Origin of the sequence: Acinetobacter sp. RF14B (assembly GCF_006864105.1) — a bacterium.
GTDB lineage: Bacteria > Pseudomonadota > Gammaproteobacteria > Pseudomonadales > Moraxellaceae > Acinetobacter > Acinetobacter lwoffii_C.
This window is the reverse complement of the sequence record NZ_SMTB01000032.1, coordinates 1-16464: the sequence shown is the minus strand read 5'-3', so window position 1 is coordinate 16464 and position 16464 is coordinate 1. Positions and strand designations below refer to the sequence as shown.

Here is a 16464-nt window from a genome sequence, read left to right as displayed (position 1 = left end):
GACGCATCATTCATGTTATATTCAGGCTATTAAACAACCTTTTGTATGATCAAACCAGTGACGGCAATGAATACACTACAGTCAAAACCTATTTCAGCATCAGATATTGATGACGTGAATATCCAAAGCATGATTCCTCTGGTAACGCCTGCTCAGTTAAAAACAGAATTACCATTGACTGAAACTGCTTATCAAACCGTACTGCATGGTCGTGAAACGATTCGCAATATTCTAGATGGTCAGGATAAACGTCTATTTGTGGTCATTGGTCCATGTTCTATCCATGATCCGGCTGCTGCACACGAATATGCTGAACGCCTGAAAGTATTGAGCGAGAAAGTCAAAGATACGCTGTATATCGTGATGCGTGTTTATTTTGAAAAGCCACGTACGACTGTGGGCTGGAAAGGTCTGATCAATGACCCGGATATGAATGACTCTTTCAATATTGAAAAAGGTCTGCGTATCGGTCGTAAACTGTTAACGGAACTCAATGAAATGGGCCTGCCATGTGCAACCGAAGCCCTGGATCCAAACTCTCCGCAATATTATCAGGATCTAATTTCATGGTCAGCGATTGGTGCGCGTACCACCGAGAGCCAAACTCACCGTGAAATGTCTTCCGGCCTGTCTTCACCAGTAGGCTTTAAAAATGGTACTGATGGCGGTTTAACAGTTGCAACCAATGCCATGCAATCAGTTAAACATGGCCATAGCTTCCTCGGTTTGAATGATCAGGGACAGGTTGCTGTAATTCGCACCTCAGGTAACCCATATGCACATGTGGTACTCCGTGGTGGTAATGGCAAACCGAACTATGACGCCGGCTCGGTTGCTGATGCTGAAGCTGCTTTGGCCAAAGCCAAAGTCAGTAGCAAGATCATGATTGATGCCAGCCATGCCAACTCGAATAAAGATCCGTTCTTACAACCTCTGGTCTTAAAAAACATTACCGAACAAATTCTTGATGGAAACAAGTCAATTGTTGGTATTATGGTAGAAAGTCACCTGAAAGGGGGTCGTCAGGATATTCCAGCCAATCTGGCCGATTTGGAATATGGTAAATCAGTAACTGATGGCTGTATCGACTGGGATACTACAGAAAAAGTATTACTCGACATGCATGAGGCATTAAAAGACGTTTTACCGAACCGTTAAACGATCTGACAAACGCCATCGCTAAGATGGCGTTTTTTTTCTGCACAAGGAAAATTTTATCTAATGAATGACATTGAAACTGCGCTCAGCCAAATTGAAAACTTTCAGTTCATCCATGAGCATCTGTTCAGCTCGGGCCAACCGACTGCCGAACAGCTAAAACTGATGAAAGAATACGGCGTATCCACTGTTATTAATGTGGCTTTGACCGACAGCGTCCAACATTTATTACATGAAGATAAAATTTGCCTTGATCTGGGTTTGAACTATATCCAGCTGCCCATTTCCTGGGAAAGACCTTCTGACGATCAATGTCTGTTAGTACTTGATCTGATTGATCATCTGGTAAAACAGCACATGGTCTGGGTACATTGCTCAAAGAATTATCATGTCAGCTGCCTGATGTATCTATACCGTCAATACTCAATGAATATAGATATGCCAGCTGCCCAGGAATATTTGCATGAAATCTGGGAACCCAATGAAACCTGGACCGGACTCATGCACGCAGTTGCCCTACAACTTCAAGGCCGTAAAGCAACCCATGAACTGGAATTGTCCTTGATTCATCCACATCACTTTGTTTGATGTTATTTATGATGACTAACCAGGACAGTCGCCGTGGCCAGGATACCTTCCTGACGTCCGGTAAAGCCTAATTTTTCAGTAGTGGTGGCTTTAATACTGATTTGAGTCACCTCCACATTCAACACATCGGCAATGCTCTGACGCATTTCCAGATTATGTTTGGCCAGTTTTGGACGTTCACAGGCAACCGTGATGTCTGCATTATTCAGTATATAACCCCGGTCCAGAATCAACTGATAGACATGTTTTAATAACACCTTGCTGTCCGCTCCTTTGAGTTGCGGATCGGTATCTGGAAAATGCTGACCAATATCCCCCAGTGCCAATGCCCCGAGTAAGGCATCACTCAATGCATGCAGAATCACATCACCATCAGAATGGGCCTTTAAGCCATGCGTATGCGGAATCTGGATACCCGCCAAGGTCACAAAATCCCCTTCCTCAAATGCGTGTATATCCAGACCCTGACCAATACGAATTTGTGCAACCACTGCTTTTATCCTTTAGAAATAACCAATTGAAATCTTGTATACTACGTTTCTATTTCGCTATAGTTAGACCAAGCGTAACACAGTGAAAGTATAAGCGATCATGCTACTGAAAACTGATCTAAATATGATGAAAATAATCGGTCTATGTTTCGGCACAGCAATGCTGGCGACGACCAGCGGCCATGCAGAATTACCGGATTGCGTGAAGCAAAGTAATAATAATGCCGCGATAAAAAAAATGTGTTCGTCAGATCTGGATGAGCCTCGGGAAAAACTGGCCAATCAATATCTGACCGCTTTTTTAATTACCGATGCGCCGCTGTATTTACTTAAAGATACGCATCAGTTATGGGCAAAACGCATACAGCAATGCAAAACCTTGGACTGTTTCAAGCAGCAGTTTGAGCTGCGTCTGGATGACTTAAATATTTATATTTCTCTTAACCAGAGCCTTACCCAGCATTATCTGAAATTTGAAAATGGATACATGGCCAAACAGCCCGTACATCTCAAAATCCACCAACTGAGCAAAGACCGCATCAAGATTGAAGGAATCGCCTATCGTAGTCCAAATAACCGCCCTGAAACACAGACTGTTCCTTTTTTGGCCTATAGCACACCAGACACGAAAACCCAGATTTTTGACAATGAACATGATTGCAAATATCAGTTTCGCTATGACAAAGCCATCTTGAAAGTCAGTAGTCCACAAAAAGGCTGTGAACGCTTTAATGGAATATACCGTCTGTATGACTAAATAACTAAAACCGATTATTTCTATACAATATTTAATTATATTTCAGTAAATTAGACAATTAATTTTCTACCCACTAACACTTTCTTATTTTAAAGGCACTGAAGCGGGTTAAGCCTTTTTAGGCAGGATACTGCCGGAGAATCTGTTGACTAATCATAGCCGCTGTTGCAGCTGACAGGGTCCAGCCCAAATGACCATGACCAGTATTATAAAATATCCTTTCCCGTTTACCCTGACGTACCACAGGCATCATATCCGGCATCATAGGACGCAGCCCTGCCCAAGGAAGAACATGCTCGGTACACAAATTTAAATTACGCTGTGTCCAATCGATCAAAGGCTGAATGCGGTCTGCACGAATATCCCGGTTATAACCATTAAATTCAGCTGTTCCTGCAACACGCAGGCGCTCTGGGCCTAAACGCGATAAAACAATTTTGGCACTTTCATCCAGCAGACTGACCCAAGGTGCGTTGTGCTGACTTTGCTGATCATTTAACTGTACTGTAATTGAATAACCTTTGACCGGATAGATATTGACCCGCTCACCAAGCAGATTAGCCAGTTGATAACTACCTACCCCTGCACAGACCACAATCGCATCTGCCTTTATCTCTACAATCTCATTACGATTTGCATGTACATTTTCAGTACTTGGCCGGTACTTCAAGGTGACATGCTGTAGCTGATACGCTATTGCAAACACATCTTGACCAAATTCAAACCTCACTCCTTTTTGCATACAGACTTTGGCAAGACCTGTACTGAATTTATGAATATCCCCTGATGCATCATTCTGACTGTAGAAACCGGCATAGTAATTTCCCGTTAATGCAGGCTCAATCTGCTTGATTTCTTCATTGCTAATCGCATTACGTTCCAGACCTCCGCTACACAGCAGGTCATTCACTCGAATCGCCACATCATAATCGGCTTTATTATGGTAAAAATGTAGAATCCTGCGCTTTTCCAGATCAAAGTCGATTTGCTCGATTTCGGCAATCTCAAACAGACGCTTTCTTGCCAGTAGAGCCAATTTGACCGTTTCCCGGGTATTGGCTTCATAGTTTTTGATATTCCCCAAAAATTCCATCAGCCAGCTGTATTTATGCAGGCTAAAAGAAGGATTTAGAAGTAAGGGAGCTGTTTTTTGTGACATCCATTTAATGCCTTTCAGCACAGTCGCTTTCTGGTTCCAGACTTCTGCATTACAAGCGGAGAGCTGACCGCCATTGGCGAAGGATGTTTCCATTGCCGGATAAAGATGACGATCAAGCACAGTGACCTGATACCCGAGTAAAGCCAGTTCGTAGGCTGTGATTATACCAGTAATGCCTGCTCCAATTACGACCACATGACGCATAGGCACCTCCTTGCTTTATGATGTCTTCCTATCTGTCAGGTATACCTGAGAGCTTCGGTCACTGTATAGCACTCAGAGCAGCCTTCCCCCCTTCGTTCGGTGAGTGATTAAACACTTCTCTCCAGAGTTTTTATATTATTGCAGTCCTTTTGCCTGAGAGTATTCTGGGAGCTTGCTCCTTCGGCGAATGCAGCAGCATTTCTCTCCTGCAATAATATTTTTATTATCTTGAGCAATATATGTATCATTTTATAGAAAAAGAGAATTTTTATTTATGTTAATTCACGTGATGGAAAGCGTGATGTATCTGTGTCAGATATTCAATAAAAAACATTGAGTGGATGAAAGAATTTGAGTTTTTTCTATCAATCAGTATTAGATTTTCTGAATTTATAAAAGGTCACTAAAATAAAAAGAATAGCTGCTATTTGCTTAGGCTATTTAATAAGTTAAAAATACAGTGATATGGCTTTAAGATTCTGAAGTTAAATCAGCCAGGAAAGCACTAGCATTAAAGAACCGGCCGCCACCACCGTCTGTACACTGATTATACTGGCCATCAGCTGACTGTCCCCGCCATAAACCCGAGTTAGTACATAAGAGGCTGAAGCAGTCGGTAAGGCAAAAAACAGAACCAATACCTGAGTAGTTAAGCTATCAATTTCAAATAATTGACAAATAAAAAATGCAGCCAGCGGCATGCCCAATAGGCGTCCAAATGTAGATAAACTAAGCGGTAGAATATCCCGTTGAAGTCCTTGGAATTGTAAGGCAGCCCCCACACACATCAGACCTAAGGGTAAACTGCATAAGGCAAGCTGCTTTAAAAACAGTTCCAGACCTGGCCAGAGTGACCAGCCTGAAAAGTTAAATAGTCCCCCAGCAATACAGCCCAATATTAGTGGATTTTTTAACAGATCTATCAGGATTTTGCTGATCTGCATGTCATGGCTACGAGTAAATGCCAGTACGGACAGGACATTCACCAGCGGAATACACAATACCATCACGACGGCAAAAATAGTCATCCCCTGCTGCTGAAACAAAGCGTTGACTGCTGCGAGGCCAATATAGGTATTAAAACGTAGCAAGCTCTGAACATAGACCCCGAAACGTGCATAACCAATCTGGTAAATCTGTCGCAAAATATATAATGCAATATTGACCACAGTCACGAGGCTAAAAATCACCAGAGCCACATCCTGAATAACCTCTATCTTAATCTTTGCGGCAGCCAGATTTAAGAACAGCATTACAGGAAATAACACATAATAATTTAACTTTTCTGCACCCCGCCAAAAATCTTCACTCAACCATTGAGTACGCTTCAGCAGATAACCAAAACTGATCAGCCCGATGAGAGGAAATAAAGAAGTTAAAATAATATGCAGCATGGCCTATCCTGATCGGTATCTGTCTATTGATCCCTTATCTTGAGACAGTAAACAAAACTTAGCATATGAAGCCGCTGAATCACCATTTAATTCAAATAGAAAAAACGTGAATTTTTATTAGCTCGTCATTTATTCTAGTAATTTTTCTAAAACCACCAAGTGCACTTGAACCAACGGCTTCCCAACCTGTTGATCTATTGGATATGCTTCAGTTTTTTCAGTGACCTGAATAATGCCTGATTCAGTAGTCCAACCACCCTGACCGCGGTAAGCAGTATTTATCAATAGACTCAGCTCAGAAATATCTGCGCTAGTCACTAAACGTATATTCTTCTTTTGCATTATTTTCAATATAAAAAAGTCAGACCGGAGTCTGACTTTAATTATATTTACTGAAGATGAAAAGCAGATTATTTTGGTTCGATTGGTGAAAATGGTGCCACCACATCGGCATTTTGCGCACGATGACGCATGAAGTGGTCCATGAGTACTATCGCCAGCATCGCTTCAGCAATCGGTGTTGCACGCACACCTACGCAAGGATCATGACGGCCTTTGGTCAGTACATCTGTATCTTCACGGTTAATGGTAATGGTTTTACCTGGCGTGGTAATTGACGCAGTGGGTTTCAGCGCAATCGAAACACGAATGTCCTGACCACTGGAAATACCGCCTAAAATTCCCCCAGCATGATTAGCAAGGAAACCGTCAGCTGTCAGTTCATCACGGGTTTCATGCCCAAACTGCTCAGCCACACCAAAACCGTCACCAATTTCCACACCTTTGACGGCATTAATCGACATCATTGCATGAGCAATATCCGCATCAAGACGGTCAAAAACCGGCTCCCCCCAACCAACCGGAACTCCAGAAGCTATAATTTCAAGACGCGCACCGCAACTGGTGCCTTGTTCACGCAAAGATGTGACTAAGGCTTCAAAACGCGGAACGGCATCCACATCACCGCAAAAAAACGGATTGTTTGGCACTTCATTCCAGTCCAGTTTTTCAGCTTTTTCAGTGCCAATCTGCGTCACATGACCACGAACTTCAATTCCGAATTTTTCAAACAGAAATTTTTTGGCAATTGCACCCGCCGCCACACGCATTGCAGTTTCACGCGCACTAGAGCGGCCACCACCACGATAATCACGAAAACCATACTTCTGGGTATAGGTATAGTCTGCATGTCCAGGTCGGAAAGTTTGCGCAATATTGCCATAATCTTTAGATTTCTGGTCAGTATTACGAATCAGCAGACCGATAGAAGTTCCAGTCGTTTTACCCTCAAATACCCCAGAAATAATCTCAACTTCATCTGGTTCTTTGCGCTGGGTTGCAAATTTCGAAGTCCCCGGCTTACGGCGGTCCAGATCCTTTTGTAAATCAGCTTCAGACAGTTCAATTCCTGGTGGAACCCCATCAATAATGGCCATCAGGCCAACACCATGAGATTCACCACAAGTCGTTACACGGAAGAGTTGCCCTATACTATTACCTGCCATGTTCAACGACTCCTTATGAATGAACAGATTGAATGAATAAATCGCGATATTGGCGGCATTGTGCTGCTGTCAGTGCAAAAATACCTGAACCGCCGCGCTGAAATTGTAGCCAGTAAAAATCGACTGTATTAAAGTTTTGACGCATGGCCCATTCCGAATTTCCGACTTCAATCACGATCAGACCATCTTCAGTCAGATAATCGGCGGCTTGAGCCAGCATTTTACGCACCAGATCCAGACCGTCTTGACCCGCTGCCAATGCCAGTTCTGGCTCATGATGGAATTCATCTGGAAGATCAGCCATATCTTCTGCATCGACATACGGTGGATTAGACACAATCAGATCATATTGATTTTCAGCAGGAATTTTCGCAAACAGATCAGACTCCAGCAGTGCCACCTGATACTGCTTGTTATGATGTTCACAGTTGATCTGTGCAACCTCCAGAGCATCCTTGGAAATATCGGTAGCATCTACTTCTGAATCAGGGAAAGCATAAGCCAATGCAATCGCAATACAGCCTGAACCTGTACACATGTCCAGAATACGTTGCGGTGTTTTTGGATTCGGATTTTCTGGCAAGTTATTTACTGCTGCTCCCTTTTCACCATTTTCAGTCAGGCAATAGGGCGCAAAACGGTTTTCAATCAGCTCGACAATCGGAGAACGTGGAATCAGGACGCGTTCATCGACATAAAATGGTTTGCCGAAGAAATAAGCCAGATTCAATAAATAAGAAGTTGGCACTCTTTCATTGATGCGGCGTTCCAGGAGACTGAGAAATTCAGCCACTTCGCTTGGCAACAGTTTGGAATCCAGAATTTCTGGATCAGCATTCCAGTCCAGCGACAAGGTTTGTAATACCAGTGCTGAACTTTCAGCAAAATAATCTTCTGTACCTTGGCCTAAATGCGCATCGTATTGACGTAATGCTGTAACACCAAAGCGAACAAAGTCACGAATGGTCGTTAAATTTTCAGCGGCTTCCTGCAAATGTTCAGGGCTAATAGTCGGTCGATCCACTTAAGGCGTCTCCAAGGTCATTTTTTAAAACGCTTTATGATACCTTGTTTTAACGGCTTTTATAATGCCAAAACCATGAAAAACGTGAATTCTCCATGGCTGGTTAATCTGCCGGATTTCTGCCCTTACATCCATTCAACCTTTAGTTTCTGATACAGGCTACAACTCTTCGACCGGTTTATTGGCCTGAAAATCCTGTTAAAGCCCTCTACTATAAGAACGGGATTGATACAGATTGGCCTGATCCACGACCAGCGCTAGCCTGCATTGGCCTTGTTGAATCTGTGCATATTGCCCGGTCATTCCCAGATTACATTGCTGGGACATTTTTCGCTCCCATAGCGTATGCTGAGTACGGATATTATTTCGATAAGGCGAATTCAATTTCAAATAAGTTTTATAGTTCTTCTTTAAGCGTTTTTTTTGCGCTTTTAATTCTTTTTTGACACATTTTTTTGCTTTCGCGGTATTACCATAACTGAAGTTCATACACTGAGTATATGCCTTAGAATAACCTTCTGCTGCCTGAACCTGTAGCCCCAATGCCCCCAAACAACCTGCAACCAATAAACATGCAAAACGCATCATATCCCCTTTAGCCAAACTGGTCTGTTTCAAATTAATCTTGAACAATAAATCTTGTATAAATTATTGCCCGATACTAACCCAGTCCTTATTAAAATCCTATCGTTTTTTCGCTTAAAAAGATGTCACATTTAAAGGTTTGAAAATCTGTAATCTGCCTCCATATCATCTGGCAATAAAGTCCAAACGAGCCCAGACCTTATGAGCTATAAGCACAATAATCTTATGGCAATGCGCCAAAATTACTGGAATGATCAATTGTCCATTCAGGTGCAGCAAGAAAAGATATTTTTACAAACGACTTTAATACAGCAAGGTGTATTTGATAGTGCAACTTTGGAAGATGCCAAATACCTGTTCTTTAGCTTGCCCAGTATTGTTATTGTAAAAGGTTATGCACTGGGCTTTATGCATGAAGTAGTGCAGGGTCTGATTCATCAACACATTCAAACAAATAAACAACACTTACAGCAACGATCTGAATTAAAAATCCAATTTCAAATGTCATAATACCTGTCCTACACTGGTCTAAGTTGGTAAGTGACCAAATCTTGCTAAGGTTTTACTGTGAATTCAACGGCTCAAACTGTTTTAATATCTGTAGACACGGTAATATTCACTACAATGATTTATTTTGCTTTATGCTGATGAAAGGATTGAGTTTACATGTCAGATCAGAACGATAAGCTTAAACAACTGAAAACTTCCTCAATGGATCGACGCTTATCGATCGCAAAGGCATCCTTACTGGCAGGTACGCGCTGGGCGGCATCGAGCGCGAGTTCCATGTTCTCTAGCGAGGAAGAAAAAGAAAGAAAACGCAAAAAAGCTATGAAAGAACAGGCTGATTATCTGGTTGCAGAAATTGGTAAACTAAAAGGCTCAATCGTCAAAATTGGCCAGATGATGGCGCTTTATGGCGAACATTTTCTGCCAGAAGAAATTACTCAGGCTCTCAATACCCTGAATAACCAGACCGTTGCCCTGGCATGGCCGGCAATTAAAGCTCAATTACAACAGCAGCTGGGTTCAAAGCTAGATGATTTGACCGTGGATCATGAACCTTTAGGTACCGCCTCTCTGGCCCAAGTTCACCGTGCTATTCGTAAATCAGATGGCATGGAATTGGTCCTTAAAATTCAGTATCCAGGTGTGGCTGAAGCGATCGATTCCGACATGAGCCTGTTCAGGAACATGCTGAAGCTGACCCGCATGGTGCCTCAGACACGTGAATTTGACCAGTGGTTCGATGAAGTCCGTGAAATGATGCATCGTGAGGTCAATTATAAAATTGAAGCTGACACTACGCGCCGTTTTGCTGCTCGCTTAAAAGAAGATCCGCGTTATATCGTGCCTACGATTATCGATCAATACTGTACTGACCGTGTGCTGTGCATGACCTTTGAACGTGGTGTGCCAATTAATAGTCCCGTTATGCTGTCCCTGCCTCAGGAACGCCGCAACCAGCTTGGTGAAGCATCTCTAGAAATTGCTGTACGTGAAATTTTCGAATGGGGGGAGATGCAGACCGATCCAAACTTCGGTAATTACCTGGTTCGCTTAGGTAATGGTGAAAATATTAGCGACAAAATTGTCCTGCTTGATTTTGGGGCAATTCGTCAGTTTGACCAGCACCTGCTAAACGTTGCGCGCAACCTGATTCAGGCAGGTTATCATCATGATGCGGATATGATGGTGAAAGCAATGACCGGTTATGAATTCTTTGACTCAATCCCGCATAGCATTAAACCGGATATGGCCAAGGTCTTTTTATTAGCCACTGAAGCATTTAGTTCACCCCTTAATAATAAAGACCTGCCTGGCGGAGTCATGGATGAATATGACCGCTATAACTGGAAAAAAAGCCAGCTACATAGCCGTGTGATGCAGCAAGCTTCAAAATCAATGGCTTCACGTTATTTCAGTGTCCCGCCCAAAGAATTTATGTTTATTAGCCGTAAATTCATTGGTGCCTATACTTTTATGACCGTGATTGATGCCAGAACGAATGTACGCAGCATGATTAAACATTACCTCTGATGTATTAAAACCAGCTTTGAGCTTTAAGCCTAGACCCGGATGATTCTGTCATCCGGGTCAATTATTATAAAATTCAAAATTTCAAATATTTTATTTTTCTCTTAGTTTTCATCTATTTAATTCTTTAGTTAATCATTTTAATTTGATTGTAAATTGACAATATTTCATGTCATTGATGACATGGTTTTTTCTCCGACTACGTGTCAGCATTAAGGAAACAACATATATTCCACAGGATAATCAGAATGAATAATATGGTAAATAAAGCTCAAGGATTTGGCTTGTCTCTTCTGACCAAAGTGGCTGGCAGCGATTTACTTGACCAATTCAGGTTACGAAAATTTTTAGAAAAATCTCTGTATCAAAGCTCAAAGGCTGGCTTTAAGACGCTCAGCCAGACACAAAAAATCCTAAAATCTGGTCAAACACTCCAAAAGCAACGTCTCCCACATCAGTCCAAATCACTATTTGACTTGAACTTGACGCAAGAACAGCAAATGACCTGTGATGCCATGCAGCAATTTGCCAGAGAAGTGCTCTATCCTCTGGCACATGAGGCAGATCACCATGAAAACTTTCCCAAGGAACTCTGGCAATATTCAACTGATTTAGGCCTCAACTTTTATGCCCTTCCTGAAGCTTTAGGTGGTGTGGCATCAGAGCAGAATATTGTCAGTAATGTTCTGATTGCCCAAAGTCTAGCCCAAGGTGATTTCAGCTTGACAGCCGGGTTGCTATCTACCTTTAGTGTCATCAATGCCCTTACTCACTGGGGTTCGGAACAGATCGAGACAGATTATCTTTCTGCCTTTACTGAAGACCCTCAGCTAAAAGCCACTTTTGCAGTACAGGAAGCAACTGCCGCATTTAATCCATATCAGCTAAAGACCACAGCCACCCCCCATCAGGATCATTATCTGATCAATGGGGAAAAGACGCTGGTCATTCTGGGAGAAAGTGCTGACCTCTATCTGGTCAGTGCCAGTTTGAATGGAACGGCCGACGTCTTTGTTGTACAGCGTAACCAGACCATTACTGCACAAAAATCTCCAGCCATGGGCCTAAAAGCCACTCAAACCGTGAGCTTGAAATTTGCTAACACACCAGCTCAGCGCTTAGGAGATGAAGATTTTCATTACACCGCTTTTGTGGACCTAGGCAATTTAATGTGGTGCGCGATGGCCGTCGGTACTTGTGAGGCCGTGAAAAAATACTGCATACAGTATGCCAATGAACGGACTGCCTTTGGTGAGCCAATTTCACATCGTCAAAGCGTGGCTTTTATGATTGCAGATATGGCAATTGAAATAGATGCCATGCAGATGCTGGTCCTGAATGCTGGGAGCCTGGCTGAATCTGGTCAGAGTTTTCATCGTGAAGCCTATCTGGCACGCCTGCTGTGTGCAGAAAAATCTATGAAAATTGGTACAGATGGCGTACAGATTCTCGGAGGACACGGCTTTACCAAGGAGCATCCGGTCGAACGCTGGTATCGGGATTTAAGAGCAACTGCCATCCTGCATTCTGGTTTGCATGCGTGAGCAAAAATAAGGGAAAAAAGAGATGAACTTACAAAATCCTAAAAAATTTAAAATGCTGATTGATCAAGCCCATGAAGTTGCAGTAAATGTACTCCGCCCTATTTCACGTAAATATGACAAAATTGAACATACTTATCCCAAAGAGCTGGACATGCTGGCTTCTGTCGTCGATGGCATGAATCAAGGTAGTGAAGGCATGAATGCCGGTGCTGCGGTGAACAAGCGCGGTGATAGCGATGAAAGTAATAAAAATGGCGTCAATATGTCTACAGCGCTCAGTATTGTCGAGATGTGTTATGGCGATACTGGTCTATTGTTATCCATGCCACGTCAAGGTTTAGGAAACTCTGCAATTGCTGCAGTTGCCAATGATGAACAGTTACCGCGCTTTCAGGGAATTTGGGCGGCTATGGCAATTACAGAACCGGGTTGTGGCTCAGACTCGGCAGCCATTCGTACTACGGCTACAAAAGATGGCGATGACTATATTCTGAATGGCGAGAAAATTTTTGTGACTTCTGGAGAACGTGCCGATGCGGTTGTAGTCTGGGCAACTCTGAATAAAAAACTGGGCCGTGCTGCCATCAAATCTTTTGTGGTCGCTAAAAATACGCCTGGCATGAAGATTGAGCGTCTGGAACATAAACTGGGTATTAAAGCTTCAGATACCGCAGCAATTAGTTTTATTGACTGCCGTGTTCCAGCTGCCAACCTGTTAGGGCATGAGGAGATCGATGTCGCCAAAGGTTTTGCGGGAGTAATGGAAACTTTTGACAATACCCGTCCTTTGGTGGCTGCTATGGCAATTGGCTGCGCAAAAGCATCTCTGGAGCGTATTAAAGAGATTTTCAAAGATGAACTAGATGCCCACTACAGCACGCCATATTTACAAAGTTCCAATATCGCTGCACAGATTTACCGTATGGAAGCGGAATGGGAAGCAGCACGTTTATTGATGTTAAAAGCTGCCTGGATGGCGGATAATCGCAAACCTAATTCACGTGAAGCTTCAATTTCTAAGGCCAAAGCTGGCCGGATCGGTAATGAAATCACCTTAAAATGCGTCGAGCTGGCAGCTACATTAGGCTACAATGAAACCGAACTTCTGGAAAAATGGGCACGTGATTCCAAAATCTTGGATATTTTTGAAGGTACTCAACAGATTCAACAACTGATTATTGCCCGACGTGAACTGAATAAATCCTCTAGTGAATTAAAATAGTTTTTACTTTGCTGATAAATCAAACAATTAAATTGATTAAATGGTGGATTTTTTAAGCATTTAAGGCTATAAAAATTCATCATTTTTTATTTCACCATTCAATAAATTTATATGTATTCTATTCGCCTAATTCAACCTGAAGATAATGCTCAAATTGCTGCCATTATTCGTCGTGTTTCCCAAGAATTTGGACTGGCAGCTGAATCCGGTTTTGCTGTAGGGGATTCTATTTTAGATAAACTTTATCAAGTTTATCAGCAATCCAATTCAGCTTATTGGGTAATTATAGATAAACAAAATATAATCTATGGTGGTGGTGGAATTGCTCCACTGCAAGGTGATGCAAATATTTTAGAAATTCAAAAAATGTACTTTCTACCTGAAATCCGTCAGCAAGGATTAGCTAAAAAAATTTTAGAGTTAGCATTTGAATTTGCACAGACACATCACATTAATTCAGTCTATTTAGAAACCACTGAAGCACTGTGGCAGGCGGTCAGACTGTATAAAAAACTGGGGTTTGAGCATTTAGACTCCCCTAAAGGAAATACTGGACATAGTGAAGCCTGTGAAATCTGGATGTTAAAAAAGCTTTAAATTAAGTAATTTGCATTATTTATTGCGGTAGTACTTGTATAGACTGATTGATTTCAATATCAATTTAAAAAATATAAATCAATAAGATCTTGTTTAAATTGTAGCCTAATGAAAGCAAAATATAAGTTTTATCAATTCAGTCGTTTAAAGCTTTATAGCTCTATTTAAAAATAGAGAGTTTTTGCTGTTTCTCGGGTTGACTCGAATGGATTGCTTACATACCATTTAAACGTGTAATTTAGGCATGGAACTTAAGTTTTGCTTTTTTCTCGTTATTTCACTGATTTTAATCTTAAATCTCCATTATCTCGTTCGACTTCATTTAAACTTTCTTCTATTGTACTCACTACTTTAGTTTTTACTGGGTGCTCATCCTTGGGTGGCGGATCTATAGAAAAACGTGCTGCCAAATTATCAAAAGGTATTCAGATTGCTTATTCAACACCTGCCAGTACTGCTGAGCGAGTATCTCCCATGATCGTGTTACATTCAGAACGTCAGGGGCTAGATCCACTTTTAGTTGCTGCTGTAATTCGCCAGGAATCGACATACCGGAGCCAGGCAGTCTCGCCTGCAGGTGCAGTAGGACTCATGCAAGTGATGCCACACTACTGGCAGCAAACTTGTCCAGGCAACTTATATAATGAAAATAACAATATTCAATGTGGATCTTATATATTAACTAAATACCATCAATCCGCAGGAGACTGGGAAAAAGCACTCGCTTATTACAATGTTGGGCCTTCAAATTACGAAAATAATCGTAAGATGAGAAAACAAGGTAAACGCTATGCCAAGCAAGTTAAACAACATAAACAAGCTTTAAAAAGTGCACTTTAATCCCTAAAGAAAACGAATTGACCCAAAACCGCTTAGGCTATTTCATTTAAAATATATTGAATAATATTAATGAGTAATGGTTAGTTTAACTCTACTTAATAAAATCAAAGCATATTTAATGAAAGATAAATTCCTAAGCAGTTTAATACGAGCCAGAACAACAATAGCTCTCTTGATAATAACTTCTTTTCTTTAAAAGAAAACAAACTCTTGTATAAATTTAAATTATTAATTTCATTAATTTGGATGAAGATCAATTCCAACTACTTATCCGTATTACAACTACAAACTCAATTTTGGTTTTTATTGATGAGTTAATTATAGTTTTTAAATTTTTCAATCTATGCAGATTCAAGTCACAAGTGTGACACATTTGTAGTTTGTTGAAAAAGTTAGGGGCATTCATAGAATCATTAGACTTTTTTAACTCGCAATTGGAAAGCACACAATGAAGAAATGCACTCAACTTTATCAAGATGATAAGATACGAAATTTATGCAACTTTAAAAAGTAAAAGTTTAATCGCTACGCTTGCTCGACTTAGGACGTTCACGATCAACCATCTATCCTGAATTAAAAAGAAATACTGGGCAATGTGGATATAGAGCTCAACAAGCAGCAAAATTTGCAAATCAAAGACAGTATCATCCTTCATCACAAATAATTGTGTTTACTTTCGCTTATGTTGATTATTTGATTGGCTTAAACTAGTCACCTGAAAAAATTTCAGGTGCTTTAACATAATGGGATTGATTAGATGTACCTTTACAGGAGTGGATTTAACAGTACATTTATCAAAATAAATCAAAAGGCGCTAAACTTCATCTTCATTTAAGATATCAAAAAAATATCGTAAACATGGCTATAGAAATACCGATATTAGAGGATAAGTTTTTGATAAAACTAGCATTCAGTGCCGAGATGAGGTTGTTGATCAACGACAATGTTTAGGAGACCTCGGAGGTGATACTGTAATAGGTAAGAATTATCAGGGAGTATTCTTAACTTTGGTTGAACTCAGAAAATACGAATGGTCTGATCAGACAATATCTGCCAAAATCATCATCGTTTAATGGCATGTCAAACCAACAAATAGAGCAGATAGAATTTGCACTATATTCCCCTAGCAGATGTATCTGATAATTAGTCTGGATAGATATAATACTATATCTCTAGTTGAGTGCTGCGGATGACTCATATAGATAACGATGTAATTCTTTTATTTCTTTTATTTTTATAAAAAAGAAATCCCCCTGCTTTTTAGCAGGGGGATTTTGAATAATGAGCTGGCGATGACTTACTCTCACATGGGTAACCCCACACTACCATCAGCGCAAAGAGGTTTCACTTCTGAGTTCG

At 41.2% G+C, this 16464-nt stretch carries 16 protein-coding genes, 1 pseudogene and 1 riboswitch; of the genes and pseudogenes, 10 read left to right on the top strand and 7 right to left on the bottom strand.

Features of this window, described 5'->3' with window-relative positions; translation table 11 throughout:
* Positions 1–66 precede the first annotated feature (66 nt).
* Both E2K52_RS06730 and E2K52_RS06725 read left to right on the top strand, forming a co-directional pair.
* A complete protein-coding gene (locus E2K52_RS06730) occupies positions 67–1158 on the top strand; it encodes a 3-deoxy-7-phosphoheptulonate synthase (protein WP_151204388.1) in 1092 nt (363 codons plus the stop codon).
* A gap of 63 nt (positions 1159–1221) precedes the next feature.
* The gene (locus tag E2K52_RS06725; protein WP_151204387.1) at positions 1222–1746 is read left to right on the top strand and encodes a protein tyrosine phosphatase family protein; all 525 of its coding nucleotides are present in this window, start codon (positions 1222–1224) and stop codon (positions 1744–1746) included.
* Between the two features lie 2 nt (positions 1747–1748).
* Here the strand turns inward: E2K52_RS06725 and ispF are convergent, their stop codons facing one another.
* On the bottom strand, positions 1749–2237 hold the full coding sequence (gene ispF / locus E2K52_RS06720; RefSeq protein WP_151204386.1) for a 2-C-methyl-D-erythritol 2,4-cyclodiphosphate synthase: 489 nt from the start codon (positions 2235–2237) through the stop codon (positions 1749–1751).
* Positions 2238–2337: 100 nt separating this feature from the next.
* Here ispF and E2K52_RS06715 point away from each other — a divergent pair, with 100 nt between their 5' ends.
* The gene (locus E2K52_RS06715; protein ID WP_151204385.1) at positions 2338–2994 is read left to right on the top strand and encodes a hypothetical protein; all 657 of its coding nucleotides are present in this window, start codon (positions 2338–2340) and stop codon (positions 2992–2994) included.
* A gap of 118 nt (positions 2995–3112) precedes the next feature.
* On the opposite strand, the gene E2K52_RS06710 is transcribed toward E2K52_RS06715, so the two are convergent.
* The 6 genes from E2K52_RS06710 to E2K52_RS06685 all read right to left on the bottom strand — a co-directional run bounded on the left by E2K52_RS06710 (position 3113) and on the right by E2K52_RS06685 (position 8865).
* Positions 3113–4357 (bottom strand): D-amino acid dehydrogenase, encoded by a 1245-nt coding sequence (locus E2K52_RS06710; protein WP_151204384.1) that lies wholly within the window; start codon positions 4355–4357, stop codon positions 3113–3115.
* A gap of 131 nt (positions 4358–4488) precedes the next feature.
* Positions 4489–4576: riboswitch (glycine riboswitch) on the bottom strand.
* Between the two features lie 266 nt (positions 4577–4842).
* A complete protein-coding gene (locus E2K52_RS06705) occupies positions 4843–5751 on the bottom strand; it encodes an AEC family transporter (RefSeq protein WP_151204383.1) in 909 nt (302 codons plus the stop codon).
* Between the two features lie 129 nt (positions 5752–5880).
* Positions 5881–6093: a hypothetical protein gene (locus E2K52_RS06700; RefSeq protein WP_151204382.1), complete on the bottom strand. Its 213-nt coding sequence runs from the start codon at positions 6091–6093 to the stop codon at positions 5881–5883.
* A 68-nt stretch (positions 6094–6161) separates the two neighbouring features.
* The gene (aroC, locus tag E2K52_RS06695) at positions 6162–7256 is read right to left on the bottom strand and encodes a chorismate synthase (protein ID WP_151204381.1); all 1095 of its coding nucleotides are present in this window, start codon (positions 7254–7256) and stop codon (positions 6162–6164) included.
* A 13-nt stretch (positions 7257–7269) separates the two neighbouring features.
* Positions 7270–8280, bottom strand: coding sequence for a 50S ribosomal protein L3 N(5)-glutamine methyltransferase (prmB, locus tag E2K52_RS06690; protein WP_151204380.1), 1011 nt, complete (start codon positions 8278–8280; stop codon positions 7270–7272).
* Positions 8281–8478: 198 nt separating this feature from the next.
* Complete coding sequence (locus tag E2K52_RS06685; RefSeq protein ID WP_151204379.1) at positions 8479–8865, bottom strand: lysozyme inhibitor LprI family protein; 387 nt, start codon at positions 8863–8865, stop codon at positions 8479–8481.
* 201 nt (positions 8866–9066) lie between these two features.
* Between E2K52_RS06685 and E2K52_RS06680 the strand changes: the two genes are divergently transcribed.
* From E2K52_RS06680 to E2K52_RS06650, 7 genes and pseudogenes are all read left to right on the top strand, one after another.
* Positions 9067–9375, top strand: a complete 309-nt coding sequence (locus tag E2K52_RS06680) for a hypothetical protein (RefSeq protein ID WP_151204378.1) — start codon at positions 9067–9069, stop codon at positions 9373–9375.
* Positions 9376–9531: 156 nt separating this feature from the next.
* Complete coding sequence (locus E2K52_RS06675) at positions 9532–10905, top strand: ABC1 kinase family protein (protein ID WP_151204377.1); 1374 nt, start codon at positions 9532–9534, stop codon at positions 10903–10905.
* A 245-nt stretch (positions 10906–11150) separates the two neighbouring features.
* Positions 11151–12446, top strand: a complete 1296-nt coding sequence (locus E2K52_RS06670; protein WP_151204375.1) for an acyl-CoA dehydrogenase family protein — start codon at positions 11151–11153, stop codon at positions 12444–12446.
* Between the two features lie 22 nt (positions 12447–12468).
* Positions 12469–13668: an acyl-CoA dehydrogenase family protein gene (locus tag E2K52_RS06665; RefSeq protein ID WP_151204373.1), complete on the top strand. Its 1200-nt coding sequence runs from the start codon at positions 12469–12471 to the stop codon at positions 13666–13668.
* Between the two features lie 111 nt (positions 13669–13779).
* Positions 13780–14265 (top strand): GNAT family N-acetyltransferase, encoded by a 486-nt coding sequence (locus E2K52_RS06660; protein WP_151204371.1) that lies wholly within the window; start codon positions 13780–13782, stop codon positions 14263–14265.
* A 258-nt stretch (positions 14266–14523) separates the two neighbouring features.
* The gene (locus tag E2K52_RS06655; RefSeq protein WP_151204369.1) at positions 14524–15105 is read left to right on the top strand and encodes a lytic transglycosylase domain-containing protein; all 582 of its coding nucleotides are present in this window, start codon (positions 14524–14526) and stop codon (positions 15103–15105) included.
* Positions 15106–15553: 448 nt separating this feature from the next.
* A pseudogene (locus E2K52_RS06650) lies at positions 15554–16221 on the top strand (IS30 family transposase); the annotation flags it as partial.
* Positions 16222–16464: the final 243 nt, after the last annotated feature.

What these genes read in the sequence shown, in the direction of transcription:
- E2K52_RS06730 (WP_151204388.1), top strand. Translation starts at nt 67, where the DNA reads ATGAATACACTACAGTCAAAACCTATTTCAGCATCAGATATTGATGAC.
- E2K52_RS06725 (WP_151204387.1), top strand. Translation starts at nt 1,222, where the DNA reads ATGAATGACATTGAAACTGCGCTCAGCCAAATTGAAAACTTTCAGTTC.
- E2K52_RS06715 (WP_151204385.1), top strand. Translation starts at nt 2,338, where the DNA reads ATGCTACTGAAAACTGATCTAAATATGATGAAAATAATCGGTCTATGT.
- E2K52_RS06710 (WP_151204384.1), bottom strand. Translation starts at nt 4,357, where the DNA reads ATGCGTCATGTGGTCGTAATTGGAGCAGGCATTACTGGTATAATCACA.
- E2K52_RS06705 (WP_151204383.1), bottom strand. Translation starts at nt 5,751, where the DNA reads ATGCTGCATATTATTTTAACTTCTTTATTTCCTCTCATCGGGCTGATC.
- E2K52_RS06700 (WP_151204382.1), bottom strand. Translation starts at nt 6,093, where the DNA reads ATGCAAAAGAAGAATATACGTTTAGTGACTAGCGCAGATATTTCTGAG.
- aroC (WP_151204381.1), bottom strand. Translation starts at nt 7,256, where the DNA reads ATGGCAGGTAATAGTATAGGGCAACTCTTCCGTGTAACGACTTGTGGT.
- E2K52_RS06685 (WP_151204379.1), bottom strand. Translation starts at nt 8,865, where the DNA reads ATGCGTTTTGCATGTTTATTGGTTGCAGGTTGTTTGGGGGCATTGGGG.
- E2K52_RS06680 (WP_151204378.1), top strand. Translation starts at nt 9,067, where the DNA reads ATGAGCTATAAGCACAATAATCTTATGGCAATGCGCCAAAATTACTGG.
- E2K52_RS06675 (WP_151204377.1), top strand. Translation starts at nt 9,532, where the DNA reads ATGTCAGATCAGAACGATAAGCTTAAACAACTGAAAACTTCCTCAATG.
- E2K52_RS06670 (WP_151204375.1), top strand. Translation starts at nt 11,151, where the DNA reads ATGAATAATATGGTAAATAAAGCTCAAGGATTTGGCTTGTCTCTTCTG.
- E2K52_RS06665 (WP_151204373.1), top strand. Translation starts at nt 12,469, where the DNA reads ATGAACTTACAAAATCCTAAAAAATTTAAAATGCTGATTGATCAAGCC.
- E2K52_RS06660 (WP_151204371.1), top strand. Translation starts at nt 13,780, where the DNA reads ATGTATTCTATTCGCCTAATTCAACCTGAAGATAATGCTCAAATTGCT.